The sequence below is a fragment of the Oligosphaera ethanolica genome (genome assembly GCF_030814695.1).
Taxonomy (GTDB): Bacteria; Verrucomicrobiota; Lentisphaeria; order Oligosphaerales; family Oligosphaeraceae; genus Oligosphaera; species Oligosphaera ethanolica.
Map to the genome: position 1 here is coordinate 3851958 of NZ_JAUSVL010000001.1, position 25521 is coordinate 3877478.

Here is a 25521-nt window from a genome sequence, read left to right on the forward strand (position 1 = left end):
GGCGGCAGAGCTTCGACTCTGCCATAAAACAGGCGCAAGACGGTGTTGTCTTGCGCCTGTTGGGTAGGAAAAGGGAAGTAAGTAGTGTTATTGGATTTGCTGCACCATGTCCAACACAAAACGGACAATGCTGACGACGACGGCAATGGCGGCAACCGACGTTGTTACCAGCTCCAGGATGGATACTGTGCCGGTGGCGCCGGCAGAAGCTGCGGATTCAGCAGGAGCCGGAGCCACATCGCTCTTATCTGCCGGTACGCCGGCCGCTGCGGGCGGCGGTACGGCAGCCTGGGTTGCCGCCGCTGATGCGCCGCTCTGCGTTTCGCCACCCTTGCGAATTTTCAGACCGCCTTTTTTCTGTTCGGCAGGAGGCGCTGGGACGGCGACGGTCTGAGCGGACTCTGGCGTCGCTGGAGTCGGGGCTTCGGCAACCGCTGGCGGGGTACTATCAGCCGCAATCGCGGCCGCAGCTGCAGCCGGGAGTACTGGCGCGGCTGGCTGTGGTGTCGTAACTGGCGGGATATCCTTCTTGAGAGTGATCTTAACTTTGTCGCCGCCGGCTGTTGGTGGCGGTGCTTTGATCTTTACGGTTGCGCTGGCTGGTGAATCAGTTGCTGCCGCCGGCGTTGCCGCTGCCGCGCCACTGGCTGGGCGGATCTTCAAGGTGCTGGATGCGCCGGGAATTGCTGGCGCTGGCGCCGCAGGCTGGGCCTCAGCAGCTTCAGTAGGAGGCGATACCTGGGCAGTCCGCTCAGCACTGGGCGGGGCGACCTGCACAGTCTGCTCAGGCGCCGCTGCCGCGGGTGCAGCGGGTGCAGCGGGAGCAGCGGGTGCAGCGGGAGCAGGTGCAGCGGGAGAGGCTGCGGGTGCACCGGGCTTGCGGATGTTGAGCTTGATCGTCGAGGACGAAATTTTTGCTGCCGCGGCTGCGGGCGCAGCCGGCTTGCCATCCACCGTGTCTTCTTCGCCAGCCCCGGGAGCAACGGTCGCGGAAGTGATGGGGCGGGGCATCTTGGCTATGGTTTGAGTCTCAAAATTGGTGTTGGCAGCGGGAGCGGTAGGGGCAGCTGGGGCTGGCGCTGGCGGCGCAGGTGCCGCCGCGGCTGGTGCTGCTGGTGCTGCTGGTGCTGCTGGTGCTGCTGGCGCTGCTGGTGCGACTTGGGGAGGGGTGGTCGGCTTGGGAATCTTGGGGATCATCTGCGTTTCAGATTTCGCGCGCGCAGGCTCCGCCGGGCTGGGCGTGGGGGGCGGGGCGACAGTCGCCGTGGCATCCGGGGCAGCTTCGGGGCTTTGTGGGGCTGCTGCGGGAGTCAGCGATATAGTTGGTCTCGGCGGGGGCGCGACTTGCGGGGTGCCTTCCGTGAGATTGACGGTGGGGCGCGCCGCCGAGCGTACGACTTTGAGGCGGACTGTTTCCGTTTTGGCACCCTGAGGGGCCCCGCCGGGGGCGCTGATCGGTTGCGGTGCCAAGGCGTTGGCTGCTTCCTGGGTATCAGTGATCCGCTTCAGTTTACCGGTGGCGGTGTCGCGCAGGCTCAGCGGGTCGCTGATGGCCTGAGTGACGGATGCCTTGCTGGCCGCGTCGTCCTGCGGTACGTCTTTGGGTTGAGCCGGCGCCGCATCTTCGGTGGTGGGGAGCTTCTGCATACGTCCAGTGACGACTTTGAAGCGGTTCGTGTCGGTATTCTTCAGCTTGAGTTTTAGCTTTGAATCATTGCCGAGGGGATTTTCGCTCATGGTGCGCGCTCCTTGGGGCCGACAAACGTCAGCCTACGCTCAGAAAGTCCGAATTGCCAAGTTCGTGAGTCAATTGAAAACTAACCATATAACGGCAGTGGTCATTTGGCAAACGGCAAGTAAGGAAAAAGAGCGCCGCGCAGCGATCGGTCAGTAACCGCCCCGGTGTATTCCCCGCCGGGGTGGTTACTCCTATGAAACCGATGCTCTTCATTTAACGGTATCCATGGCACTTGTTGTTTCACCCAAGCAGCCTTTTCTCGTCGTGCATTTCCGCCGCGAAGCGGCAGAAGCGCTGAAAGCGCGAAACATACCAGCCCTGGGTAGCGCGCCCTCTACGCTCGTGTTCCTCGGCTCCTTTGGCCCCAGTCGGCGAAGCTGACTGGAGCCAAAGGGGCAATGGAACTCACTGGCTTTCCTGGGGTTGACGTCGGCGGCATGTCGGGCATCCAATATCAAAGACTCCTATGAAACACGTTGCCGCAAAGGTCGGCGGAAATCAAGGTCGGATGGCTGGACGGCGACTGGCCGTGGGTTTCCTGCAAATTGTCCCCGGTGTTTTCCCCACCGGGGTGGTTACTGACCGATCACACGATATGGCCAGTTCCTCCGGCTATGCCGTGGAAAATGGCCTTGGCGGCGGTACATTATGCACGCTGACACGCCCGGTGGCAATCATAAAACCGGCGCCCAGATCCTTAGGCGAGAGTGGCGGAATTGGCAGACGCGCTGGATTTAGGTTCCAGTGGGTAACACCGTGCGGGTTCGAATCCCGCCTCTCGTACCAGGTTCATAATCAAGGACTTGCGGTTAATTTCGCAGGTCCTTTTTTATTGCCCGTGTTTCATGGTTTTTTGCCTTGTTTCATGCTGTTTTTGCAGAATTCTTGTACCATTCTTGTACCAACTTTTCAGCCCACGAAAACAGCGCTTTTCAGTAGGATTTCCCGCGTTCTCAGCGGCTCCGGCGCGGCGGGTCGTATCAGCCCCGGCGCTTTTTCTTGTACCAACTTCGGGAATTCTTGTACCAAGTCTCCCAGGGTGCAGGCGGCGCGGGTCATGCCTTGCGGCCCTCGATGCCAGCGGCGCCGTTATGCCGCGCTGGCGGCGTTGTCTCCCCCAGGGCGGGCAAGTCTTCCAGGGGGCGCGGTTGCTCTTTTGATGCCGGCGCCCTCGATAATGACAGCAGCGGCGCGGTGTTACACGTCCAGCCGGCACGCGTGGCGCGGTCGGCGTCATGGCTTCCAGGGTGCCGCATTATCGACGCGATGCGGCAGCGTCGAAAAGGGTAGCTCGGCAGCGTCAATAACAATTCCCTCAGCTAGCCCGCGCGGCGCGTCATTCTGGCGCTTTCAGCGCTTCGGGCGGGTGTCGGGTCGGGTCGGCGGGATGCGGCGCTTGTAGCGCGTTCTGGGCGATGCGGCCCGGCGCAGCATGCGCACAAAGAGCAGAAAGAAAGTGTGTGCCCCCTCAGCGCTCCTTCCGTGGCCCAGCCCTGCCCGGTCCCCCAGTTCCAAGGACCCAAGCCCTCTTTCATTGTGTCCCCTTTCCCGGTTGCCGGCCTGGCATGTCTTCCAGTGGCGTCAGTAATCATCTTGTCGGGTTGCCCTCGCGTTGTGTCTCTGTCCAGTGGGGCGAAGTGTCAGCGCTATTCTTTTTCTTTTTCTTCTTTTTCGGGCGGCGTTCTTTCTGTTTTCTTGCCACTTAGACTTTTTCTTTTTCGGCATATTACCCCCCCTTTAAGGGGGGGGGTATATTATATGCCTCGAAAAAGTATAAGTAAGAGTTCGCGCGCTTTCTTTTTCGTTCTTTTCGGCTTTCTTTTTCGGACAGTCGAAAAAGTTAGGGCGCTTCTTCCGGGTCCGGGTCTGGCGGCGGTTCGGGCGCTCTTTCCAACATAAACCGCACGCCCTTTCCGCTTTCGCTTTTGTTCGGGTCTGGCGGTCTCTGGATAATCAGCCCCAGGTCAATCCCTTTCTGAATGATGTCAAGTTGCGTTTTTGTTGTCCCCGGAAAGCCCTTGCCGGTCATTCTCGATTGTAGAAGCGTTTGCGTCAATGCTTCCCCTGGAAGAAGAAGCTCAGCAACGGCCCGCGCACGGTCGGCCATGATGCCTTCGTTCTCTTCACGCTTGCGCTTGTCTTGCGCGGCCTTATCTGGGCATTCTGGCAGCGGGTCTTTGTTCACTTCCCAGTAGATGCCGTTTTCCCCCCACTTGACGCGTTGCACGTCCCAGCCCAGGCGTTGCCCCCGTTTTCCCGCGCGGAGAATGAAACAGCCCCTTTCGGCGGCCGGATCGTCTTCAAGGGTGAAAGAACACCTGGCGAGGTTAATAATTTCGGTGGCCCCTGCAAACTTGAACGCGGTCTTTATGCCCGTCTGATTGTTTCCTTGGTTCTGTGGCTTATTCATATGGTGAACGAGTATAACCCCCACTTTGTGCTTTTGGATTACGGGGAAAAGCCCGTTGCGCAAAAACGCGGTGGCTTCCACTGGGCGCATAAGGTCGCAGCCGGCGAAAGCAAAAAGCGGGTCGATTATGATAAGGTCGGGCTTGACTTCGGCCGCGTTCAGCTCAGCATCAAGCCATGAACAAAAATCTTGTCCAGTCTTGAAGCAGTCGGAAACGACGGATACTTTGCCGTCAAAAGCCGCGTCGATGTCCGAGCTTGCCAGCTTGTCTTTTTGGTCCATTAGCGCGGTAATTCCCTGCAATTCGTCCAGAATGTCCCGGCCGTCGTTTTCCGTCTGAATAACAAGGGTTCGGAGCGGTCTTTTTGGAACAAAGCCCAGCGTGGGCAATCCCAGGGCGAAGTAATGCGCCATTTGCATGATTAAGCTGGATTTGCCGGTGCCGGTCTCAGCGGAGAAAAGGCAGATTCCCCCCTTGCACAAAAACCGGTCTTTTATCAGTTCGTTGGGGTCGTTTGGACCTTCGGCCAGCCCTTCCCGATACAAGGTGCCGGTGCTTTTGCCAATGGCCTTTATTGGCTCCGGCTCCCAGGCTTCTATGCGCTTGCGCACGTCGGCCGGTGATAGTGTCGGCTCCCGGCGCCGCAGCTCTTCCAGCCAGTCGGAAAAGTCGCCATGCTCGGGCACTCCGGGCGGGGTAAAGACGCGGACCCGCGCCCCGGCTTCTCTCATGGCGGCAGCGGCCTTGCTGGCGTAGCCCTCGCCGGGCGCGTCGTTGTCTCGGATAATGACAACGCGGCGGCCGGTGGCGGCGAACGGGCGCCACTTCTCCGGGTCGGCAATGGCTCCCCCTGCGGCTTTGTGGCAGGTGACGTTGTAGCCCAGGGCGGCGAGGTTGTCGGCGTCCTTCTCGCCCTCGACGCAATACAGAACGGCGTCGGGCGCCATGGCGGCAAGGTCGTTTTCACGATACAGCGGGTCCGGCCGGCGGCCCTTGCCATAACCTAAATCAAAAGCGAAGTCGCCGGCTCTGAGGTTTTTTTCTCCCTCAGCCCAACAGCGCCGGAGTTGCAAGCCTTCCCATGTCAACGGCGCGGTGTCGGCGTCGGGACACGCGGCATAAAACTTCCGAAAGGTTTTGTTTTTTAACTCGCTCCCTTCTTCTTCGGCCCGCGCCCTCTCCGCGTCGGTGTAAGTAATCGGGATGCGCACTTGTGCCTTTACCAGCTCGCCGGCGGCGTTGCGGTAGAGGTAAACGGTGATGTTCTGGTAGTCCATTGTTCCCGGCTTCTTCGGCTCAATTCCCCCAGGTGGAAGGACAGTAAGCCCCACTGGCAGCAATCCCCCAGCGGGGTTACTGGTAGCCCCGGGCGTGGGGGCAGGCGCGGCCGGTGAAGTCATTGCCCGCGCTGGCGTGGCGGGTGCATCCTCGACAGGGCGCGGGCGGTATTTCCGTTCCTTCGCCTGAAAGTAAAGCGTGGCGGCCTTCACGGCGCCGGGTTTGATGCTGTCCCAGGTTGCGGTAAAGTTGGCCTCATCGTATTTGTCGGAAAGTTGGCTCCACGATTTAGCGCCCTCGAAAGTCCCGCCAGCGTCTTTGTAGGCGGCCAGTCTTGTAAACCATTCGTCCCGGTCCCCGTCTGGCGAAAGACAGCGCAGCGCTTCATCTGGATTGTCTATCCACTTGGTTTTCTTGGCGGCCGGTTTCTTTATGGCGCTCATTGCCGGCCCCCTCTCTCCCCGTGTTGTGCTTTCTTTTCCGCACGGCGTTGCATTTCCAGGCGGGTCAGTCTCTCCGGTCGGTTGCGGCGGGTCTTCTGGCGCGGCCGGCTTCTGTTATCGTCAAGTAATTGGTAGCGTTTCATTGGACGGCGCCCCCCTCTCTCTCTTCCGGTTCTTTCCAGCCGTCGGCATGCGCGAAGAGGTACAGCATTAGCCCCACTGGCATATTGAAGGCCATGCGCCACAATGGCAGGCTTTCGGCGGCTTCGCCGTCTTCCCGCCTCAGCCATGTCATAACGTCGGCAAAAGACAGCCCGGCTTCCCGCGCGGCAAGGACAATTAACAGGCGCTTGGAAAAGTCCCCCTGGGTTGTAATGGCGGCCAGCATTGCGCGGCGGTCGCTCTCTGAAAAAGGCTTTTTCACGTTAAGCCCCCTTTCCCGCACGCGTGGCGCTTCGGGTGCTGGCGCCGGTGATAAGCTCGGGCACGTCGGCGCCGGCAATAACGCCGTTCAGCAGGTCGTTAACGCTGGCGGCGTCAATGCGGACGCTCTTAGCTGATAGCACGATGCGGCGCAGCCGGCCGTCATTCATGTATCGGCTGACACTTTGCAGGCTAATGCCCAGCAGCGCGGCTACTTCTTTCCGGGTCATTGGCTTTTCGGCCTTCGCGGTCGTATCGGCGGCGCCGTCGGCCTTGTAGGCTTTGATTGCCTTTACCAGCGCTGAGGGTGAAAGGTCGGGCGCGTAGGGTTGCAGCAATCCAACAGCAGCCGATAGAACGCTCGGGGTTATGGTGTCTCTGAGTTGCATTATTCGGCCCTCCCGTCGTTGCCCGTTGTGCTTCCCGACAGCAACGCTTCCACGCTTGCGGCGTCGATGCGAACGGCCTTCGGGGTGACGCGGACGCTTTTCACCTTGCCGTCATTGATAAGGCGGTGCAGGGTGACAAGGCTTATTCTCATTCTGGCGGCGGCTTCGGCGCGGGTCATGTACCGCTTCCGTTGTCCGGGTTCGTACTGGCGCAGCGCCTCGACAAGGTTCTGTGCTGTGAGCTCCGGCGCCAGCGGTTGCAGTAGCCCCGTGGCGGCCTCGATGATGCGCGGTGACGTTCCTTTGACTTCCATGTGTGCAGCTCCTTTGCTCTTTCAGCGTGAATACTAAGGGCGGGAAACTGCGCATATTTTCAGGCTCGGTTCGGGTATAGTTCGGACACAAAAAAAGACCGGCAAAGGCGTTTCGCCCATGCCGGCCATGGTAGATGAATGAAAAAAGATGTAAATAAAATTCGACGGTTCGGACTTACTCGGGTAATCCGAACTATGGCGCGCGCTTAGGTTTCTTCCTGGTTACGCACTCTCCCAGGTATATCAGTCAGTTCCGCCAAAAAACGGGAAACGTCGCCGGGGTCCATGCTCCCAGGTTTCCGCGATGCCGCGCAGTGCGCTTTCACTATGTCCAGAACGTCCGCAATGCGATACGCTTTTGTCCCTCTATTATCCAGGGTGATAACGTCCTTCAACTTGGCTTTGCGCAGCCTCTGGCGTAGTTTCGTGGCGGTGGCTTCCGGGTCAAGTTTTGCGCTGGCAAAGGCTTTGCATAGCGCGGCGGCGGCCATGCCGGCGGTAACGCGTCCGGGCAGTTGCTCCCGCGCTTCGTTGCGTGTGGCTGTTACCTTTGCGTCCATGCCTTCCAGCTTGGTATCATGCTCCCGATGTTCGGCCGTCGTTCTGGCGTCATGGTCGGCATGCTCCCTTCGCATATCACTAAGCATTGAAAACGTCTTCCGTTGTAATTGTTCGGCCGTTAACACATCGGCAAGCTCAGCTAATTGATGACAGCGCCCAATAAAGGAACACGATAAGGCAAGCTCGTAAATGTCAACGATAATGTCAAGGTCTAGAACTGTTCCAGGTTTATTGATGCCGGGTGAATTGACAATGTTCATAACGTCCACGCCCAATTCACCCATCCAAATAAGCCCATGACGCCATTGCTCATTTTCCGGGGTTTGGGGCGTTTCGTCCAGCGCTTCCCGTACCCATTGGACAACTTCAAGAGCTCGATGATATACGGCTCTTCTCACTTCTCCAAGCGTTACGTCTTCTTTCCCGGTGTTTATCTCGACGGGTTCAATAATGCCCGCGTCGTTGGGTATCAGTGCAATAAACTTGCCTTTTGCGGGTCTTCTCCAGGGTGTTTTCGTGTCTTGGCTCTCTTTATCCATTGTTCCGCGCTCCCTTCATGCTCTCCAGTAGTCCGGCGGCTTGTTCTTCGGTCATGGTGTCGATGATGCGGCGAAGTTGCGCCCTCGCCCCGGCAATCCCCGGCGCCCCAAGTATAAAGTCCGGCAGCGGCCCCTGGGGGTCATGCTTCCCTTCACGTCTTACTGTGGGGGGCTTCGCGGCCGGCGTGGCGTCGATGACCATATCCCGCGCGGCCGGCGCGGCTGGCATGTCCAGGGCGGCAGCATACTTCACGGCGGCGGCGTCCGATATGCGCGTGTAATGCTCAGTCATGGCGGGGTTGCTGTGCCCGGCGTTACGCTGGATAATGGCGGCTGGCGTCCCGGCTTCGGCGTTGTGGCTGATATAGCTGTATCGCAGCGAATGAAAGCCGTATTGGACGACAGCACGCGGCCGGCCCTTCTCATAGACTTTTCGCTTGCCTTCGTAGTGGTAGGCGGCGCCGGTGCCCTGGGCGCGGGTCTCGATGCCGCAGCGCTCGAATAGGCGCCGAATTTCGCCATGGATAACATCCCGGCGGTCCCCCAGGTACTTAGCGGCGGCGTCTGGCAGAACGTAGGCGCCGGCCCTGGGCAAGGCGGCCAGCAGCGCGGCAAGGTAGGGCGGTATGCCTATCTTGACACGCGCCTTGTCTTTGTCCTTCACGGTGTTTTTAGTCTTGCTCGGGACGCGCTCAATGATGCCGCGCCCCAGGTCCGTTTCGTCCCACCGTAGGCAGCAGCAATCACCGAAACGTAACCCGGTGAAGTAGCCTAGGGCAATCAGCGCTTGCAGCTCCCCGGCGGCCGTGTCCAGCAGGGCGCTTATTTGCTGGCGGGTCAGCGGGCGCTTGCTGTGTGTCTCGCCCTCGATGCTGTCAATGTCGGCAAAGGGGTTTTGCTGTATGGTTATCTTGCCAGCGTCGGCCAGCACGTCATAGAGACAGCGGAAAAAGGTTAGATACTTGCCATGCGTCCCGGCGGAGCTCATGCCGGCGATGGTGTCCATGAAAGCGGCGGCCAGCTCCGGCGAGACTTCCGACAGCAGGCGCGTCTTTCGATGGTGCGCTTTTATCCAGGCGGCGAAGCGGCCGTAGAATGACCGATAGTTATATGGCGTGGTATCCCTGGGCAGGGTGTCGCCGGCCTTGTAGCGCTTGCAGCTCGCCGGGCGCTTTGGGCAAGCCATGAACAATTCCCAGCCGTCCGCGATGGTGGCGCGGGCGTTCAGCGTGTCGGCTTCGGCTTCGCCGGCGGCCGTCTCCGCGTCTCGCAAGTCGTTTTGCAGCACGCGCAATCGCTCGGCCTTGTCTGATATGCGGATATGCGCGAGGTAAATATCCGCGGCAGCTTCGGCGGCCTTCCGCGCTTCGGCGGCGGCGGCGCGGCTCAATGGCTTGCCGTCGGGACCGGTGCCGTGTATCGGCTTGCCGTCCGGTGTCAGCAGGCGGACACGCCGCGCGATGCCTTGCGCCATGTAACGCAAGTAATAAGTCTCCCGGTTCCCGCGCTGTGTCAGCGTCCCATTGGTTTTTCTTCCCATGGCTTCCCGTCCTTCTTTATGGCCTTGTTTTATGCTGGAATGTCATGCTTCAAGTTATGCCATGAAAAGGGCGGTTCAAGCCAAAAAATCGAAAATAGTTGTCCCTTTTTTGTACCAAGTGCCTAAATCTAGCCATGCCGCGCTGGATTTAGGTTCCAGTGGGTAACACCGTGCGGGTTCGAGTCCCGCCTCTCGTACCAGCCTCGTAATCAAGGACTTGCGCTTAAAAACGCAGGTCCTTTTTTATTGCCGGTGTACTCCGTTTATACCCCGTTATATGGCCTTTTTTGCCTTGAAACCGTAGCAAAACCGTAGCAATTTAGTGTTGCGAGGCAATTGATTGCTTCGTTGTTTATGCAAAGTCGGCATGTGGGGTGTTTTGCTTGATGTTCGCGGGTGGGGTTTTATTGTAGCGGCTTGCGGGCGGACGCGTGCAAGCGCGGTGTCGTCTAGAAGAGCAAAGCGAGAAACAGCCCGCAAGGGGCAGCGAGTCGCTTCTGCAGGCGACGAGTGATGCGTTTGGGGGAAGCTAGCAGTTTTAGCCCGGGTGCTAGTTTCACGGTGTTGGCAGGAGTGTTTCACCCAAGTCGCGCAAAGAAAACGTGTTTCATCATACGGGCAAGCAAGGAGATAGCGGATCATGATGCGTCGAGTGGTATTATCGTTAGCTGGGTTGTGCGCGAGTGTTGTGGTCATTGCGGCGCGGGTGGAGGTTCAGCCGGCGGCGAGTGACGACATTTTGTTTAATCCGGGGATGGGCGTTTATCATCAGTATCCGCCGGCGGGCTTATCGGCGGAGCATTGGTCGAACGAGGTATGCGGGGTGGCGTATTGTCGTTACAACTGGAGCGCGCTCAATCCGGAGCCGGGGGTGTACCGTTTTGACGAAGTATTGGGGGCGTTTCACGATGTGTGGTATGTGAAGCGCGGCGTGCCGATCGCCTTCCGGGTGATGAGTCAGAATATGCACGCGCGTGAAGAATATGTGACGCCGAAGTGGGTTTTTGATCTTGGCGTGCCCTCTGTGGAGCACGTTGCGTTGACCAAGCAGCTGCAGCTTGATCCAGTATTTTGGGACGAGCGCTACCTTGAGCAGCAGGAGATTTTTCTGCAGGCGTTGGGCAAATGGCTGGAAGGTCGGCCGGGCATTGAGTTCATGGACATTGGCGCCATCGGCGAGTGGGGCGAGATGCACTTGGCGCGCTGGACGCCCGAGCAGCTGGCGGCGACGGGCTACAGCCACTACAAGTACGTCATGGCATATCGGCGCATTATTGACGCGCATCATCAGTACATGCCGCGCGGCACGCGGATATTCCTCAATGTCGGCGGGCAGAAAAACCACGTGATCAACGACTACGCGTTTCTGCGCGGGATGCATTTCCGGCAGGACGGTTTGAAACACAATGGCGCCAGCTATTTCTGCGGCGAATGGCTGTACAAGCCTTACGCGGAAAAGGGCGTGCTCTGCAATTACGAATTTCACTCTGGATATAACGAGATGGTAAAGAAGAACTGGAGCTTGTCGCAGAGCATCGACGTGGTGTTGTCGGAGCCGATATCGTATCTGAACAGCAATTTGGGAATTTATGGCGAGAATGTGCATCCGGAAGTCGAGGCCGAGTTGCGGCGGGTGGCGCGTAAGATCGGCTACCGCCTGCGGCCGAAGGCAGTCAGCTATCTTGATCAGGTGACGACGGGCAATGCCAAGCGCTTGCCGGTGACCATCACCTGGACCAACGACGGCCTGGCGGCGCCGTCCATGAGTTTTGTGTCTGAGGTCAGCCTCTGGCGCGCTGGTGAAGAGCGGCCCGTGCTGGCGACGCGGCAGTTCCCGGCGGAGCCGACCACAGCGTGGAAGCCCGGCGTGGAAATTATCCAGAGCGGCTTTTTGGATTTGCCGGCGGACTTGCCGGTTGGCGACTACGAGCTGCGCGTCGGTTTGGTTCTGCCGGAACATGATCAGGCGATCAAATTGGCCTGCGCCCATCGCGACGCGGCTGGCGGCTGTGTCGCTGGCGTGGTGAAAGTCGTCGCTGCCACCAAGGAGTATCCCGTGTTGGTGTACGAAGACAACTTTGATGACGCGGCGCGGGAGACGGCGTGGGGGGCGACCAGTGAGGATTTTCAGACCGAGGTCGTCGCCGGGCAGGGCGTGGACGGCAGCCGCTGCCTGCGCTTTTTTGGTGACAAAGTGAAGAACGCGTGGAATTACGTCGGCGTGGGGAAGCTGACGCAGACGGTGCCCTGGGGCAGCTATCGCCTCAGCATGAAAATGAAGGTGATAGCCTATCCCGACGACGTCCGCGGGGTGCCGCATCCCAAGCTGGCCATACATGACCTGGAAGACAAATGGCTGTCCAACCAGAACGGCACGCCTTACGACATGAGGCGCAAGGGCGAGTGGCAGGAACTCAGCGTCGTGCTGCATCTGGAGGACGACGAGCGGTTCCTCGGTTCGGCCATTGAAACCGGCGCCTACGGCACGGTTATCAAGGGCGTGGAGATTTTGCTGGACGACATTCGCCTGGAGCTCATCTCGGAACCGTGACAGGGCCGGGCAGGCCGTAGCTGTCCTGAGCTATAGCAGAGGGATATTCGAGAGGCACAACGACTATGATTGAGCCAAGATGCCCGGCGTGCGCAACGGCGTTGACCCTGCCGATCGGGTTGTCGCCGGAGATGGCGGCTCGCTGTCCCCGATGTGGGCGCGAATTGCGTTACCGGCTCTTTCCGGCGGCCTTGCGGGATGCGCGGGTGGTGCACGGCAGCCGACGGGTGCTGGCCGAGGACAGCAGCTGTTATTTTCACGCCGAGAAAGTCGCCGAGGCCGTCTGTGGCCAGTGCGGGCGTTTTCTCTGCGCATTGTGCGCCGTGGATTTTGCTGGCGAGTGCCTCTGCCCGACCTGCATAGCGGCGCAGAATGGCAGCGATGGGCAGGGCCGTCGGGTGACGCGACTTCGCTATGATCTCATTGCCAGCAGCTGTTTCTGGGTGGGTGTGCTGACGTGCTGGGGGGCTGTGCCGGGCGCACTGGCGGCGCTGGTCATCTCATTGTGGGCCTACCGCAAGGAATGCAGCCTGGTTCGGTCCTACCGGGGCGTTATGCTGGCCCAGATCATTCTCAGCGTCGTGACCGTGATCGGTCTTGGGGTTCTGGTTTTGTTTGTTATTGACTCGGAGTCATAGCGAGGGATGCGGATGAACAAGGCGGGCAAATACTCGAAGTTGCTGGGCTGCGTTTCTTCGTTTACGCTTGCCGGTCAGGAATCGCTGTATTACAACGACGAGCATCTCGTGCTGGTGAAACTTGTGGGCTTCAGCGAGTCCTACACGTATTTTCACTACCAGGACATCCAGGCGCTGCTGGTGCAGCCGACGCCATTATGCCGGCGCTTGTTTGCGGCCGGGTTTGTGCTGATCCTGTTGACGGCGCTGCTTTTCCAGCTGCCATTGGCGGATTATGTCGCTTTTTTTCTTTGGCCGCTGCTGATAGCCGAGCTGTGCGGGCTCATCGGCGTCTTGATCAGCGCGCCGCGCTTCCGCGTGTACTTGCAGACCGCCGTGCAGACCACGCGGCTGCGCAGTGTCATTTATCAGCGCCACCTGCGCAAGCTCGGCGCATTTTTGGACACGCGCTGTGGCGGAGCGCTGACCATGGCTAGCAGTACCAACGCTGGCGCCACCGCGAGTGAAAACGACGCAAACACAAACGCTGCTGTTGCCGGTGCGATAGATGTACCCGCCACCGGTGGGATTGCGGCCGATGTTGCCACTGCGGCGGCGGCGGCGCCAGCGCCCCCGGTAGTCACGGTTGCCGGGCCAGGCGGTGATGTTGGGGGGAATGGCTAATGCCGCAGGTGATACGCCAGCAGTGTTTCAACCATCCGGCGTGCGAGGCGGCGGTGCGCTGTCCGGGCTGCGGGCGTTTTTATTGCCGGGAATGCGTGGTTGATTTTGAGGGGCGGCTGCTCTGTGCGTCCTGCGTGGCTAAGCTCAGCGCGGCGCCGCGATTTCAGCGGCGCCTAAGCGCTCTGGGGCATCTCGCAGTCGCCCTGGCCGGCTTTGCTTTGCTGTGGGCGCTTTTCTCGCTGCTGGGCGTAGCGTTGAGTCGCGTGCCGGCGGATATCCACAGCGGCGCTTGGCTGACCACGGCCGCCGCACCGGCGGCGGCTAGCGCCGGCGATGCATCAACAGACGGAGAGTAACATGAGCGCTTTCACCATGCTTCAGGAGCTGTTTGTGACGCCGCCGGCGGCGGGTCACTGCCACGCATCGACCTTGCTGGCGTTGCCCGATGGCGCCATACTGGCGGCGTGGTTTGCCGGCAGTAAAGAGGGGGCTGATGACGTACGCATCCGCTGGTCGCGTTTCGATCCTGTTGTCGCGCGGTGGTCGCCGCCGGCAGAGATCGGCAATGGGGAGCATCTGCCGCATTGGAATCCCGTGCTTGGACGCATGCCGTCGGGCCGCGTTGTATTGTTTTTCAAGGTCGGTGCGGCCATTGCCGGCTGGCGGACCTACGTTTGTGAGTATGACCAGGCTGATCAGAGCTGGTCGTGGCCAGCGGAGCTGATTGCCGGCGACGATAGTGGTGGCCGTGGTCCGGTCAAGAACAAGCCAATTATACTCAGCAACGGCTGGGTGTTGGCGCCGGGATCGACGGAATGCGGCCCGTGGCGCCCATTTGTGGACATCAGCCGCGACGACGGTCGCAGCTGGCAGAAGGTCGCCGTGGAATTGCCAGACGTCGTCGTGGACGACAAGGGCACGGCGCTGGGGCTGATTCAGCCGACGCTGTGGGAGTCCGCGCCCGGCAAGGTCCACATGCTGCTGCGCAGCAACGCTGGCTGGGCTTACCGGAGCGACTCGGCCGATTTTGGGCTGAGCTGGTCGCTGCCGGTGGCCACGGCGCTGCCCAACAACAACTCGGGGCTGGACCTGGCGCGGCTTGCGGATGGGCGGTTGCTGCTGGCGGCCAATCGCGATGGCCGCAACTGGGGCCGGCGTGACGAGCTGTATCTGTATGTCTCCCCTGACAACGGCTTGAGCTGGCCGGAAACGCAGAGTCTTACCCTCAGCGATGGCGAGCCAAGCAAAGGCGAGTATTCCTATCCGGCGATTATTGCGCTGGCCGACGGCACCGTGGCGCTCAGTTATACCTGGCGCCGGCAGTGCATTCGTTTCCAGCATTGGCGCATTGACTGAAGCTGAATGTGAGCAAGGAGCGCAACGTGGATATCAACAATCTGTCCCGCTTTCGGGAAAAAGTCGCCTCGGGCAAGACTGCCTATGGCGCCATCGTGACGATGTACGACAGCAGCGTGTCGGAAATGGCCGGCGATGTCGGTATGGATTTTGTGTGGATCGACCTCGAACATTCGCCGATGACCATTGTGGACGCCATGCACCACGTCATGGCCATTCGTGGCACGGGCTGCGCGCCATTTGTTCGCGTGCCATGGAATGAGAACTACCTGCTCAAGCCCGTGCTGGACCTGGCGCCGGCGGGCGTGATCATACCGATGATCAACGACGCGACGGCGGCCGCGGCGGCCGTTCGCGCCTGCAAGTATCCCCCGCAGGGCGGCGAACGGGGCTTCGCCACGCGTCGCAGCACCGGCTACGGCAATATGCCCATGGCGGAATACCTCGCTATTTCGCAAGCGGAGCCGATGGTGATCATTCAGATTGAACACCGGGATGCGGTGCGCAAACTCGATGAAATCCTTGCCGTGCCTGGCATCGACAGCGTCTGCATCGGCCCCTACGACTTGTCGTCGTCATACGGCAAGCCTGGGGAATTCGGCGACGCGGAAATCTCCGCCGCCATTGACGAGATTCGGGAAAAGACCCTCCACGCCGGCCTGCTGATTGGCGGCTATGCCGCGCAGGACGACGTGTGGGGACGGCGCTTCATGCACTGGAAAGCCCTCGGCTGCGACATCAATATCATGGCCGACGGCTTTCGCACGTTGCTCAAGACACACAAGTAGGAGAGATGGCAAAACTGCGCCGCGCGCCGCAGAACGCTTAGGTGCCGTTCACAAATTACGTTTACAGCTATACCCAGGCACGCTGAAAGCGTGCGCCAGCGCAAACAAAAAAAGTTAGGTTCCATTGCCTCTTTGGCCCCAGTCAGCTGCGCCGACTGGGGCCAAAGAGGCCGATGAACACGAGCGCAATAGGCGCTGTACCCAGGGCGGCGCTCCGCCTGCGGCGTCGCTTGCCCTGGGCTACGATGACAGCGCCCCTCCAGGGCGCTTGCCGCTTCGCGGCCAGGGAAATGTTGGCCGTCGCTCCGCCTGCGGCGTCGCTTGCCCTGGGCTACGATGACAGCGCCCCTCCAGGGCGCTTGCCGCTTCGCGGCCAGGGAAATGTTGGCCGGCGACAAGGTATGACATGAAAGAGCGTATGCACTGCAATGTGTAAGCTTAATTAATGAACAGCTCCTTACGCCAGGGCGTGGCCCTTGCTGAAGGCGCAGTTGTTGAAGACGACGTCTTGGCTGCCGACGGCGTTGACGTCGTGCAGCCAGCGCGGATCGTCGTTGAGCCAGTTGATGCGGACCTGGTCGAAGACGATGTCCTGCGCGTATTCCAGGTGGAAAGCCGCCGGTGGCGAGATGTGGCAGGGCTCGGAATAGCCGTTTGGCGGGTCGACGACGACGCGGTCGCCGCCGCTGTAGTCGAAGCGCACATCCCTGAAGCTGATGTCGCGAATGTCGCCCAGCGCCCGGCCCTGGATGAGATTGCCGACGCAGCCACGGCCGCGGATCTGGTTGAAGCTGATGCGCTGGATGGGCTTGATGCCGGGGCCATCGGCGGCGCCGTGCGCGCCGATGACAATCGCGATGGGCCGGTCGGCTTCAATGAAGATGTTGCTGAATGATATGTCCTCGATCTGCACGGCCCGGGGTGCCGACGAGTACTTGGTGCACAGGCAGATGCCCATGCGCGAATCGTGGATGACGACGTTGCTTACTGTGCAGTTGCGCACCAGGCCGTTGCCGACGCCGATGCGGAAGGCGTTGCAAATGGTGCGCAGGACGCAGTTGCTGATCGTGATGTTTTCGCAGGGGCGCGGCGTTTTTAGCGGCGCGGAGTTGCCGCGCAGAGTGATGCAGTCGTCGCCGGAGTCAATGATGCAGTCGCTGATGGTGACGTTCTTGCAGCAGTCGATGTCAATGCCGTCGCCATTGCGGGTGTGCATGGGATTGTCTATGCGCAGGCCGCGAATGGACACATCGACGCAGCCGTGCAGGAAGCAGGTCCAGTACGGCGCATTGTCCAAGTGGGCATCGCAGATTTGCACGCCCCGGCATTCGCAGATGAACAGCATTTGGCTGGGGCGCCAGGCGATGTGCCGCGACCAGATCTGCTCGCGTTTCTCCGCCAGCTCGTAAAACGCCTGGCGGTTGCCGTCAATGCGCCCGCGGCCACGGATCACCACGTTTTCCTGTTCGACGGCAATGAGCAGGTGCGCGCCGTAAGAGCATTCCTGCAGAAAGGCGTGATTCTGGGGACAGAAGTCTGCCGCGTTGTAGTCCTCCTTGTCCGGACTGCCGAGAATGACTGCCCCCGGCGCCAGATCAAGGCCGCCGTTGCTGCGCAGATAAAGACTGCCGCACAGATAGACGCCAGCGGGGACATGGACCATGCCCCCGGCGTCAAGCGCCCGCTGCACGGCCACCGTGTCTTTGCTCACGCCGTCGCCGATGGCACCAAAATCCTTCACATTCAGCATCGTCATTTCTCCCAGTTGGTTTGTCTATGCGTACGGTGCACTTGCAGATACATGCGTGCCGTTATCGGTTCGCGTGATGCGGTTGATTTCGGTGCGCGGCGCGCCATGGCCCTACATGCGTTCCATGACCATGCGGCCATTTTCGGTCAGGCGGTAGCGCTGGGTCGGACTGGTAGGGGAATCTGGCTGGGTCATTTCGATGAGGTCTTCTGCGAGTGCTGGTTCCAGATAGTTTTTGGCGAAGGTGACCCGGTCCTTCATGCCGATTGCCCGCATGAGTTCGGCCCTGCTAAGTTCACCGACTGCGGAGGTCAGCAGTCTTTTTACTTGCGGGGTTACTTGCGGGGTTACTTGCTGGGTTACTTGCGGGGTTACTTGCTGGGTTACTTGCTGGGTTACTTGCGGGGTTGTGTCTAGCGATGCGTGTTTTGGGTGCGCCTTGCCGGTGTCTGGCGTGATGGCATGCGGTTCTGCAAGGAAGATGGTGAATCGTAGGCGCAGGGCGATTTCTTCAATTTTTGGTTCAGGCAGCTTGAGTTCGCGTGCTTCGGCGAAGATTCTGCGGACACCAGTTCCCCATTGTTCAATCAGGTGGAGTTCTTTGAATACCCGGGCGATGACCGGATTGCGAATGCGGGAGGCGCCTTGCTTCATGTCATCAATAGTCAAGCCGGGTAGGAGGATGCCCATGCTTTCGACCTCAATGCGGTCGTCAAGAAAGACGATTCGGATGGGAGCGCCGCGTTGCGAGTAGTCGCTGTGCACGAGAGCATTGATGATCACTTCACGCAGGATTCCCAATGGGATGCTCCAGACATCTTTGCGACGCAGTTCGGATAGGTCGGCGCCACGAAAAGCGTGCTTTTTCAGAAAGAGCATGACCTCGTCGACCGCTTGAGGCAAGGGGCCGTCAATCTCACAGTGGTCAAAGATATCGATTTTCTCAGTTCCGAAGAAGCGACCGCATTGAATCCACGCGTCAGCAAAATGCCGTGTGCGTTCTTTGCCGAAAAGAAGAATGGCGCCCTGAGTTGGCACGAGGCGTTTTTGATGGCGAGTCAGCAACTTCAGGGTCAGCAGATTCTGCTCATCAAGCAGTCGGTTATTGCCAAAGGCTTTTTGCGCTGCCGTGATATCCAGGTCGTCGCTTGAGAGGTCTGGCATGGGCATTTCGTCGAAGGACACGCCTTCGACGGATCGGCGTAACTCAGCGATCAGCTCTCTGTCGGCTTGGCGGTTGGTTGAGCCGAGGCGGACGTAGACTCCGGCATCGGGTCCTTCGGCACGAAAGAAATGGGGACGGGAGTTGCTCAGGAACACCTCGACGACGAGGAGGGTCTTGCCATCGACTGTGGTCATTTCGACATTCGGCACCAGGCGCGGGCTAATGGAGTCGGCGATCAAATTGCACAGGCGTTCTTCTTCCTCCAGCGGATTATCGATACCCCAAGGCGTCCTGGTCTTATCCTCAACGCCAATGACTACTCGGCCGCCGGCGGTGTTGGCAAAAGCTACCAAGGTTTTGAGCAGATTGCGGGGGGACGATAGGTCCTGTTTGAAATCCAGGGTTTTGCTCTCTGGTGCCTGTAGATAGTCGTCTATGCTCATAGTTATTGTCCCTCGGCTGCTTTCCCACCCGCCGTGACCTTGCCACTGCCTACAGTGTGACGAACGTCCAAGACGCGTGACGCTGCACCTGATATATCATTTGTGAAAGAAAAAAGTCAAGTTCGCCCATAGCGAAAACCCCGTGCAGTCCTGCGATTATCTCCGGGCGCGTCGTGCTTCTACATGACGACGCATTGCAGGCCGCGGTCCTGGAAGAGGTCGGGTCGGGGCAGGACGGCGGCGTGTTCGTCGAAACCAGGCTGGTATTTGAGGCCGGCCATGGCGTATTTGCTGCCGGCGCCGAGGTGGTATGGCAGGAGTTCGACGCGGAGCATGCCGGAGGGGCCGCTGAGGAGGTCGGCGCAGCGGCGCTGGTTGTCCTCGCTGTCAGTAACGCCGGGGATGAGGGGAATGCGGGCGATGAAGGCGTGGCCGCTTTCCTTGAGCCAGGCGAGATTGCGGAGGATAGGCGCGTTGTCCACGCCGGTGAGGCGGCGGTGCTCGGCGGGATCGGCGTGTTTGAGGTCTTGGAAGACCAGGTCCATGTGCTCGACAACGCGCTGGTAGGTCGCCAGCGGCGCGTAGCCCGACGTTTCAATGGCCAAATGGACGGGCTTGAGCAGCGGACAAAGCTCCAGCAGGAAGTCCGCCTGCGCCAGCGGTTCGCCGCCGGAAAAGCTGATGCCGCCGCCGTTGTTGAGGAAGAAATCGCGGTCGCGGAGGAGCTCGGCGGCCAGTTCGGCGGGCTCGCGCCAGACGCCGCAGAGGCGCCGGCAGCCTTGCGGGCAGACTTTGCTGCAGGCGCCGCAGGCGCGGCAGGGCTCGCCCGGCTGGCGGGGACAGACGCGCTTGCAGGCATCGCAGTGGATGCATGATTGTGGTGCAATCAGCAGCTGCGGCGCAAAGGACAGGCCTTCCGGATTGTGACACCACGGACATCGCAGCGGACAGCCCTTGAAAAAGACGGTCGTGCGGATGCCCGGGCCGTCATGCAGACAGAACTCGCGTACTTCAAATATCAGACCACGGCTCATGAAACGCCTCTTCGTTATGCTCATCGCGCAGGAAACGCGCAGGGTACCAGCGCTTGCCTACAATAGCCTGTTGTGTGGGAAGGGTGAATGGCCATGACCACAAAAAACGCGCGGCGGTCGTAATCAGTCAGTGTACACCCCGGCGCTTCGCTGGGACAATTTGCAGGAAACCCACGGCCAACCGCCGCCCAACCATCCGACCTTGATTTCCGCCGACCTTTGCGGCAGCGTGTTTCATAGGAGTCATTGATATTGGATGCCCGATATGCCGCCGACGTCAACCCTAGGCAAGCTAGTGAGTTCCATTGCCCCTTTGGTCCCAGTCAGCTTCGCCGACTGGGGCCAAAGGGGCCGAGGAACACGGGCGTAAAGGACGCGCTACCCAGGGCGGCGCGCGCCTTCGGCGCCGCTTGCCCTGGGCTAGTATGTTTCGCGCTTTCAGCGCTTCTGCCGCTTCGCGGCGGAAATGCACGACGAGAAAAGGCTGCTTGGTTGAACAAGTGCCATGGATACCGTTAAATGAAGAGCATCGGTTTCATAGGAGTAACCACCCCGGTGGGGAAAACACCGGGGACAATTTGCAGGAAACCCACGGCCAACCACCGCCCAGCCATTACACATAGGTGGCCAACCAGGCAGCGGATTTCATAGGAGCCAAATGCTATTAGATGGACGACATGCTTCTTGCTGGCGCGGTGGGACGGGACGTGCCGGGCGAATGTAGTGCCCTTCAGGCGCTTTTCCAGGTTGTTGGCACACTCTGGTTGCGGTGTCCTCCGGGCTCCTCACTTGGGGCCATGCATGGTGCGGCCCATTGGGCTGAACTAGGCCAATATTACCCAGGCGCACAATCCGCACTATGACCTGAAAGCTGCGCACCGTGATCTACCATTCAACCTTCAACCACTTCCCAGTGGCCGGTTTTTCTGGAGCCTATACGCCGCAGGAAGCCTGCTTCCTTAAGTTTTCTTATATTGCGCATGATGGTAGTGCGGTCCTTATGGGTTATTTCCGCCAGTTCGTCATATGAAACAGCTGTATTTGACTGAATAAATTCAAGCAATTGCCTCTGGATGCCAGATAAAGGTGCTTTTATAGGTGCGGCCTTCTTTCTTTTATGCACCTTTAAGGCATCTTTATCTGCCAAATCCAATACTTCTGCCGTCTTGCGATGAACTGTGGCCGTGAACAGGCAGCCGTCGTGGTCATCGGTCAAGTCGATGGCGGACCACTTCTCCAGCGCCCGCTTGATGCCCGAACCCAAGCCGTGGTACGGTAGCAGCCCCTTGGCCACGTAGGAAACCAAGGTTGGATTGCGGATGTTGGAATTTCCGGCCCGGATCTTCTCCACCGTCAGATTGTTGGGAAGATGCCCCGGGCTGATTATCTCAATGCGGTTGTCGAAGATAAAGAGGCGGATCGGGGCGCTGACCAGATAATCCCGGTGCACCAGGGCATTGACCAGCAGCTCCTCAAACACCGCTTCAGGAATCTCCGGTGTACCGGGCGCGTTCACCCCTCGCCCGGCCTGCATCTTGTGCAGATTGCGCATAACAAAGGCCAGCGCCCCCTCGAAGAGCTTAGGCAGTGGTCCGGCAAAGTCTTCGGTGTCGAGGTAATCGGTGGCGTGTATTTTGTTGCCTGGGTAGCGAATCGCTTTGAGCACGAATTGCGGAACGATTCATTCTGGCTGCTCGGCAAACAGCAGCACACCGGCCAAGTTCAGCCTGCCGGCATCGGTGGCCAAGTTCATGTTTTGCAGCAGCCGGGTCAGCTCGGCGGGGGAATCGGGGAACTCTTGTTTGTATACATCTCGCAAGAAATCGCGGAAGCGCAGCTTGTCCAGCTTGTCGATCCCCGCCTTGGTGGGCAGTTCGTCGGCATGGAACTGGTTGGAAAACTGAAACAGGCGGCGCAGTTCTTCCTTGGAGTTCACCCGCCGCTTGTCGGCCCCGGCCTTAAGCCAGATCACCCCGTTCTTGTCGAAATAGGGCTTGTCAATCCCCTGGGCACAGACAGAACGATGACAATGCGGTCGTTTGCCATGGCCAGGTTCTCGGTTTGCACGGCCAGTGGGCTGCGAACCAGTTGGCTGGCGGAATTGCTGATGAGCTGGTTGACGCGGGTCACATCCTCCCCGGAAAGCCCCGGCGTCGTCCCATCATCGGCCACGCCGATAAAGATGGTACCGCCATTGGTGTTGGCGAAAGCCGCCATCTCTGCAGCCAGAGAGTCGGCATTCCTGACATCCGCTTTGAACTGGCGGCTGGAGTCTTCGCCGAGGGCAATTTGGGCGAGGAGGTCAAATCGTTTCATACCATCAATGCCTCCATGCCATATTCGGCGAGCGGTTCCCAAGTGTTGTTCGGGCTACTTCTCGGGCGCCTGCGCAGGAATGATGAACGCAATTCGTGCAATTCCCATTGCGTGGGGTGGTTCTCTGTGGCTGATGGCTCTGGCTATTACGATCCCATGCTCATTTCGACGCGTTGGATGACGTGGTCCTGGTATTCCTTGTCGAGCTCGATGAAGTATCCGCTCCAGCCCCAGACGCGGACAATGAGGTTGCGGTATGCCTCGGGGTGCTTCTGGGCTTCTTTGAGGCGGTCGCGATTTACGGCATTGAGCTGCAGCTGATGTCCGCCCTGTTGGGCGAAGAACTGCACGAGCTGTGCTACTTTGCGGATGCCGTCGGCTTCACGGAAGGCGCTGTCGTGGATTTCCAGGGTGAGGGGGCCGCCATTGCACACGCGCTGCAAGTGCTCTTTGGTGAAGGATTTCACCACGGACATCGGGCCTTTGACGCGCACATTGAGGCTCGGCGCGTAATTGGCCGGGAAGGGATGGCCCTTCAGGCGGCCGTCAGGCGACGCCGGCAGTTCGTTGGCGTGCCAGATGTAGTACATGGCCGAGCCGGTGCCCGCGCGCCAAATACCACCACGACAGTTCCGACGGCCCGCCCAGGCATCGGCGAATGAATCGAGCAGGGCGGTGCCCAGCGCGTCGACGTCGTCGTTGTCATTGCCCATCTTTGGCACGTCGTACCTCGTGGCGGCGAGCAGCTCGGGCTGGCCGTTGAAGTTGTCGTCAACGGCTGTTACCAGCTCGGCCAGGGTGAGGCGTTTCTGCATGAAAACCAGCTGTTTGATGGCCATCAGCGAGTCCGCGGCGGTGGCCAGGCCGGTGCCGTGGACGCCGAAGTTGTTGTACTTGTTGCCGCGGGACACGTCCCGGGCGGCGTCAATGCGGCCCGTGCAGAGCACGGAAGCAAAGGGCCCCGGCAGCATATCGACATTGTTTAGGGACGCTTCCAGCTTGTCGGCTTCGGCGCTGGTCTGCTGGCGGACGTCCGCCATGAAGTCGTCAAAGGTCTTGGCTTTGGAATTACGCATGACCGTATCGACCATGCGCGGCATGGAGAAGGCACCGATGTTGGGAATGTCCATGCCGCAGCCCGGGATGATGAATTCCCAGCAGGCGGCGACGGAGTAGTCGCGGGCGTCTTCGAGCTCATAACCGAATTTAACCAGCGCCGGAATGACCACGTCGTCATTGCTGTACTGGGGGAAGCCCAGGCCCTGCTTGGTCAGCTGCGTGGCCAGTTCCAGCACCGGCAGGGGCGTGCGCGGCGTGATGCGCAGATTGATTTTCGGGTCGATGAGCTTCAGTTCGTAGCATACTTCCAGGCACATGCTGGTGAGCAGATTGTAGGCGTCCTGGCCATCGCGGGTGCAGCCGCCAAGCATGAGTGTCTGGCCATTGTCGCCCTGTTGCACGCCGACATAGAGATCGCTGTCGCGATTGAATGACAGGAAGAATTCGGCAAGGAGGTCGTAGGCCTCGTCCTTGCTGATGCGACCGGCGTCGAGATCGGCTTTGAGGTACGGGTAGAGGTACTGGTCAAAACGGCCAATGCCCACGTGGTACTCGCCCTCGCACCACAGGGTGTAGTGGAGAATGCGCAGGAACTGCAGGGCTTCATGGAAGGTGCTAGCGCCGTATGCCGGCACTCGTGCCAGCAGCTTGGCCAGCTCGTCACGACCGGCGGCGACAGCCGCCTGGCGGTAGCGCTCGGCGAGGTCCAGTACGGCGTTGATGCCGCAGAGGGCGCTGGCGAGGAATTCCTGCCCTTCCTGGTCGTTGTCGTCCGTGGCGCGCTTCATGCGGGCCTGGATTTCCTGCTTATGAGCAAGCAGCCCGGCTTTGATCGTCGACCCGAAGTCCGGGCTGAAATTAAATACCACGCCTTTTTCGTGGTAGTACGCCTTAGCGCGCAACGCGGACATTTCTTCTTCCGTGTAGAGGTCGGGAATTTGTTTGACGGTGCGGATGTAGGCGATGCGTTCGTCAGCCAGGAACGCCGGTTTTTCGGCCGCGAGCATATTCGCCAGCCCTTCGGCCGCCCGTTCCATCGGCTGGAGCTTGCGCGAGGCGAAATTCTGCGCCAGATTCCATTTGACATCGCGGCGCAGGTGGTGATGGGAGAAGGCCAGCAGATAGTCGCGTTGGGTCGCTATGCGCTCATTCATGGTCGGCTCCGGGGGAGGGGTGAAACAAGGATGGATAGCAAGTCAATTTGCCAATAATGTAGCCTGCCAAGTGCCAATGCAAAGCGGCCTGTTAGGAATTATTCTTGTGAAGGCGCGGGCCGCGCATTGATACCAGCTGGTCCAAAGGGGCATCTGGGACCGTGGGGACCGGTTGGCGCTGCGCTGGGACGAGGACTCACGACTCTCACGTCTCACGACTCATGGCTGGGACTACGGGGACTGCCGAGACGCTAGGGAATGACTCCCGACGTCAGAGACTGATTGGCTGACTCCCGGGGCTACTCCTGTGAAACCGATGCTCTTCATTTAACGATATCCATGGCACTTGTTCAACCAAGCAGCCTTTTCTCGTCGTGCATTTCCGCCGCGAAGCGGCAGAAGCGCTGAAAGCGCGAAGCATACCAGCCCAGGGCAAGCAGCGCCGAAGGCGCGCGTCGCCCTGGGTAGAGCGCCAGTATTGTTCGTGTTCCTCGGCCTCTTCGGTCCCAGTCGGCGAAGCTGACTGGAGCCAAAGAGGCAATGGAACTCGTTGATTGCGGCGGCAATTTTGCGCTGTGACCCTTCGTCGCAGGTCTTATAGGCTGCCCCTTCAGTGGTCTTTTGGGTTGGGGCACCTTACCCAGGGCGACGCGCCCTGGGCTATCTTGGGGCGCACCTTCGGTGCTCATAACCTCGGCGAATGATCTTGTGCATGGTTACCAATCAACTCATCGCCGGCGATTGCCGCATGCTATGTGAAAAGCATTGCTCCTATGAAATCCGCTGCCTAATGGTTGGGCGGCGGCGGGCCGTGGGTTTCCTGCAAATTGTCCCAGCGAAGCGCCGGGGTGTACACTGACCGATTACGATTGGTCAGAAACTTGCTTGTTTGGCATTTCCCTGAAGGGGGCTTACCGGCTATATTGCACGCTGCGCGCTTGGGATTGAGCTCAGGGGCTTTGCTTGCC

Annotated in this window: 21 protein-coding genes, 1 tRNA gene and 1 pseudogene; 9 read left to right on the top strand and 14 right to left on the bottom strand. The window is 59.8% G+C overall.

Translation table 11 applies throughout. The features are described 5' to 3' along the window. Positions 1 to 87 precede the first annotated feature (87 nt). Positions 88 to 1737 (bottom strand): hypothetical protein, encoded by a 1650-nt coding sequence (locus J3R75_RS13340; protein WP_307262326.1) that lies wholly within the window; start codon positions 1735 to 1737, stop codon positions 88 to 90. A gap of 101 nt (positions 1738 to 1838) precedes the next feature. Next, positions 1839 to 1982: a hypothetical protein gene (locus J3R75_RS13345; protein WP_307262328.1), complete on the bottom strand. Its 144-nt coding sequence runs from the start codon at positions 1980 to 1982 to the stop codon at positions 1839 to 1841. 457 nt (positions 1983 to 2439) lie between these two features. On the opposite strand from J3R75_RS13345, the gene J3R75_RS13350 reads away from it, so the two are divergent. Then, positions 2440 to 2524 (top strand) — tRNA-Leu (locus tag J3R75_RS13350). Between the two features lie 1054 nt (positions 2525 to 3578). On the opposite strand, the gene J3R75_RS13355 is transcribed toward J3R75_RS13350, so the two are convergent. The 6 genes from J3R75_RS13355 to J3R75_RS13380 form a co-directional block, all read right to left on the bottom strand. After that, positions 3579 to 5870 (bottom strand): AAA family ATPase, encoded by a 2292-nt coding sequence (locus J3R75_RS13355; RefSeq protein WP_307262330.1) that lies wholly within the window; start codon positions 5868 to 5870, stop codon positions 3579 to 3581. A gap of 139 nt (positions 5871 to 6009) precedes the next feature. Continuing rightward, a complete protein-coding gene (locus J3R75_RS13360; protein WP_307262332.1) occupies positions 6010 to 6294 on the bottom strand; it encodes a hypothetical protein in 285 nt (94 codons plus the stop codon). Between the two features lies 1 nt (position 6295). After that, positions 6296 to 6682 (bottom strand): helix-turn-helix transcriptional regulator, encoded by a 387-nt coding sequence (locus J3R75_RS13365; RefSeq protein WP_307262333.1) that lies wholly within the window; start codon positions 6680 to 6682, stop codon positions 6296 to 6298. Then, complete coding sequence (locus J3R75_RS13370; RefSeq protein WP_307262335.1) at positions 6682 to 6996, bottom strand: helix-turn-helix transcriptional regulator; 315 nt, start codon at positions 6994 to 6996, stop codon at positions 6682 to 6684. The genes J3R75_RS13365 and J3R75_RS13370 overlap by 1 nt, the downstream gene beginning before the upstream one ends. 206 nt (positions 6997 to 7202) lie before the next feature. Next, positions 7203 to 8096 (bottom strand): hypothetical protein, encoded by an 894-nt coding sequence (locus J3R75_RS13375; RefSeq protein WP_307262336.1) that lies wholly within the window; start codon positions 8094 to 8096, stop codon positions 7203 to 7205. Beyond that, the gene (locus J3R75_RS13380; RefSeq protein ID WP_307262337.1) at positions 8089 to 9636 is read right to left on the bottom strand and encodes a tyrosine-type recombinase/integrase; all 1548 of its coding nucleotides are present in this window, start codon (positions 9634 to 9636) and stop codon (positions 8089 to 8091) included. Before J3R75_RS13380 ends, J3R75_RS13375 begins: the two co-directional genes overlap by 8 nt. A 640-nt stretch (positions 9637 to 10276) precedes the next feature. Here J3R75_RS13380 and J3R75_RS13385 point away from each other — a divergent pair. From J3R75_RS13385 to J3R75_RS13410, 6 genes are all read left to right on the top strand, one after another. Next, a complete protein-coding gene (locus J3R75_RS13385; protein WP_307262339.1) occupies positions 10277 to 12187 on the top strand; it encodes a DUF4832 domain-containing protein in 1911 nt (636 codons plus the stop codon). 65 nt (positions 12188 to 12252) lie between these two features. Further along, a complete protein-coding gene (locus J3R75_RS13390) occupies positions 12253 to 12825 on the top strand; it encodes a hypothetical protein (protein ID WP_307262341.1) in 573 nt (190 codons plus the stop codon). Positions 12826 to 12837: 12 nt separating this feature from the next. Continuing rightward, on the top strand, positions 12838 to 13488 hold the full coding sequence (locus J3R75_RS13395; protein ID WP_307262343.1) for a hypothetical protein: 651 nt from the start codon (positions 12838 to 12840) through the stop codon (positions 13486 to 13488). Further along, positions 13488 to 13844, top strand: coding sequence for a hypothetical protein (locus tag J3R75_RS13400; RefSeq protein WP_307262345.1), 357 nt, complete (start codon positions 13488 to 13490; stop codon positions 13842 to 13844). The genes J3R75_RS13395 and J3R75_RS13400 overlap by 1 nt, the downstream gene beginning before the upstream one ends. Position 13845: 1 nt before the next feature. Then, positions 13846 to 14844: a sialidase family protein gene (locus J3R75_RS13405; protein ID WP_307262346.1), complete on the top strand. Its 999-nt coding sequence runs from the start codon at positions 13846 to 13848 to the stop codon at positions 14842 to 14844. Positions 14845 to 14870: 26 nt separating this feature from the next. Next, positions 14871 to 15632: an HpcH/HpaI aldolase family protein gene (locus J3R75_RS13410; protein WP_307262348.1), complete on the top strand. Its 762-nt coding sequence runs from the start codon at positions 14871 to 14873 to the stop codon at positions 15630 to 15632. Between the two features lie 457 nt (positions 15633 to 16089). Here the strand turns inward: J3R75_RS13410 and J3R75_RS13415 are convergent, their stop codons facing one another. The 3 genes from J3R75_RS13415 to J3R75_RS13425 all read right to left on the bottom strand — a co-directional run bounded on the left by J3R75_RS13415 (position 16090) and on the right by J3R75_RS13425 (position 20024). Then, on the bottom strand, positions 16090 to 17382 hold the full coding sequence (locus tag J3R75_RS13415; protein ID WP_307262350.1) for a glycoside hydrolase family 28 protein: 1293 nt from the start codon (positions 17380 to 17382) through the stop codon (positions 16090 to 16092). Positions 17383 to 17493: 111 nt separating this feature from the next. Further along, positions 17494 to 18990: an AlbA family DNA-binding domain-containing protein gene (locus J3R75_RS13420; RefSeq protein ID WP_307262352.1), complete on the bottom strand. Its 1497-nt coding sequence runs from the start codon at positions 18988 to 18990 to the stop codon at positions 17494 to 17496. A 179-nt stretch (positions 18991 to 19169) separates the two neighbouring features. Next, complete coding sequence (locus J3R75_RS13425; RefSeq protein ID WP_307262354.1) at positions 19170 to 20024, bottom strand: glycyl-radical enzyme activating protein; 855 nt, start codon at positions 20022 to 20024, stop codon at positions 19170 to 19172. Positions 20025 to 20512: 488 nt separating this feature from the next. Between J3R75_RS13425 and J3R75_RS13430 the strand changes: the two genes are divergently transcribed. Further along, positions 20513 to 20647, top strand: a complete 135-nt coding sequence (locus tag J3R75_RS13430; protein WP_307262356.1) for a hypothetical protein — start codon at positions 20513 to 20515, stop codon at positions 20645 to 20647. Between the two features lie 269 nt (positions 20648 to 20916). Here J3R75_RS13430 and J3R75_RS19900 read toward each other — a convergent pair whose 3' ends face one another. The 3 genes and pseudogenes from J3R75_RS19900 to J3R75_RS13450 all read right to left on the bottom strand — a co-directional run bounded on the left by J3R75_RS19900 (position 20917) and on the right by J3R75_RS13450 (position 24553). Beyond that, positions 20917 to 21147, bottom strand: coding sequence for a winged helix-turn-helix transcriptional regulator (locus J3R75_RS19900; protein ID WP_370882403.1), 231 nt, complete (start codon positions 21145 to 21147; stop codon positions 20917 to 20919). 42 nt (positions 21148 to 21189) lie between these two features. Then, positions 21190 to 22340: pseudogene (locus J3R75_RS19905) on the bottom strand (RNA/DNA-binding domain-containing protein); the annotation flags it as partial. A gap of 146 nt (positions 22341 to 22486) precedes the next feature. Then, positions 22487 to 24553 carry a pyruvate formate lyase family protein gene (locus tag J3R75_RS13450; RefSeq protein WP_307262365.1) on the bottom strand — a complete coding sequence of 689 codons (2067 nt, stop codon included), beginning with the start codon at positions 24551 to 24553 and terminating at the stop codon, positions 22487 to 22489. 712 nt (positions 24554 to 25265) lie between these two features. Between J3R75_RS13450 and J3R75_RS13455 the strand changes: the two genes are divergently transcribed. Beyond that, positions 25266 to 25412 (top strand): hypothetical protein, encoded by a 147-nt coding sequence (locus J3R75_RS13455; RefSeq protein ID WP_307262368.1) that lies wholly within the window; start codon positions 25266 to 25268, stop codon positions 25410 to 25412. Positions 25413 to 25521 lie beyond the last annotated feature (109 nt).

Coding starts and splice junctions, on each gene's coding strand:
- J3R75_RS13375 (WP_307262336.1), bottom strand. CDS start 8,096: ATGGATAAAGAGAGCCAAGACACGAAAACACCCTGGAGAAGACCCGCA.
- J3R75_RS13390 (WP_307262341.1), top strand. CDS start 12,253: ATGATTGAGCCAAGATGCCCGGCGTGCGCAACGGCGTTGACCCTGCCG.
- J3R75_RS13395 (WP_307262343.1), top strand. CDS start 12,838: ATGAACAAGGCGGGCAAATACTCGAAGTTGCTGGGCTGCGTTTCTTCG.
- J3R75_RS13340 (WP_307262326.1), bottom strand. CDS start 1,737: ATGAGCGAAAATCCCCTCGGCAATGATTCAAAGCTAAAACTCAAGCTG.
- J3R75_RS13385 (WP_307262339.1), top strand. CDS start 10,277: ATGATGCGTCGAGTGGTATTATCGTTAGCTGGGTTGTGCGCGAGTGTT.
- J3R75_RS13455 (WP_307262368.1), top strand. CDS start 25,266: ATGGTTACCAATCAACTCATCGCCGGCGATTGCCGCATGCTATGTGAA.
- J3R75_RS13370 (WP_307262335.1), bottom strand. CDS start 6,996: ATGGAAGTCAAAGGAACGTCACCGCGCATCATCGAGGCCGCCACGGGG.
- J3R75_RS13425 (WP_307262354.1), bottom strand. CDS start 20,024: ATGAGCCGTGGTCTGATATTTGAAGTACGCGAGTTCTGTCTGCATGAC.
- J3R75_RS13405 (WP_307262346.1), top strand. CDS start 13,846: ATGAGCGCTTTCACCATGCTTCAGGAGCTGTTTGTGACGCCGCCGGCG.
- J3R75_RS13400 (WP_307262345.1), top strand. CDS start 13,488: ATGCCGCAGGTGATACGCCAGCAGTGTTTCAACCATCCGGCGTGCGAG.
- J3R75_RS13420 (WP_307262352.1), bottom strand. CDS start 18,990: ATGAGCATAGACGACTATCTACAGGCACCAGAGAGCAAAACCCTGGAT.
- J3R75_RS13380 (WP_307262337.1), bottom strand. CDS start 9,636: ATGGGAAGAAAAACCAATGGGACGCTGACACAGCGCGGGAACCGGGAG.
- J3R75_RS13415 (WP_307262350.1), bottom strand. CDS start 17,382: ATGCTGAATGTGAAGGATTTTGGTGCCATCGGCGACGGCGTGAGCAAA.
- J3R75_RS13365 (WP_307262333.1), bottom strand. CDS start 6,682: ATGCAACTCAGAGACACCATAACCCCGAGCGTTCTATCGGCTGCTGTT.
- J3R75_RS13450 (WP_307262365.1), bottom strand. CDS start 24,553: ATGAATGAGCGCATAGCGACCCAACGCGACTATCTGCTGGCCTTCTCC.
- J3R75_RS13355 (WP_307262330.1), bottom strand. CDS start 5,870: ATGAGCGCCATAAAGAAACCGGCCGCCAAGAAAACCAAGTGGATAGAC.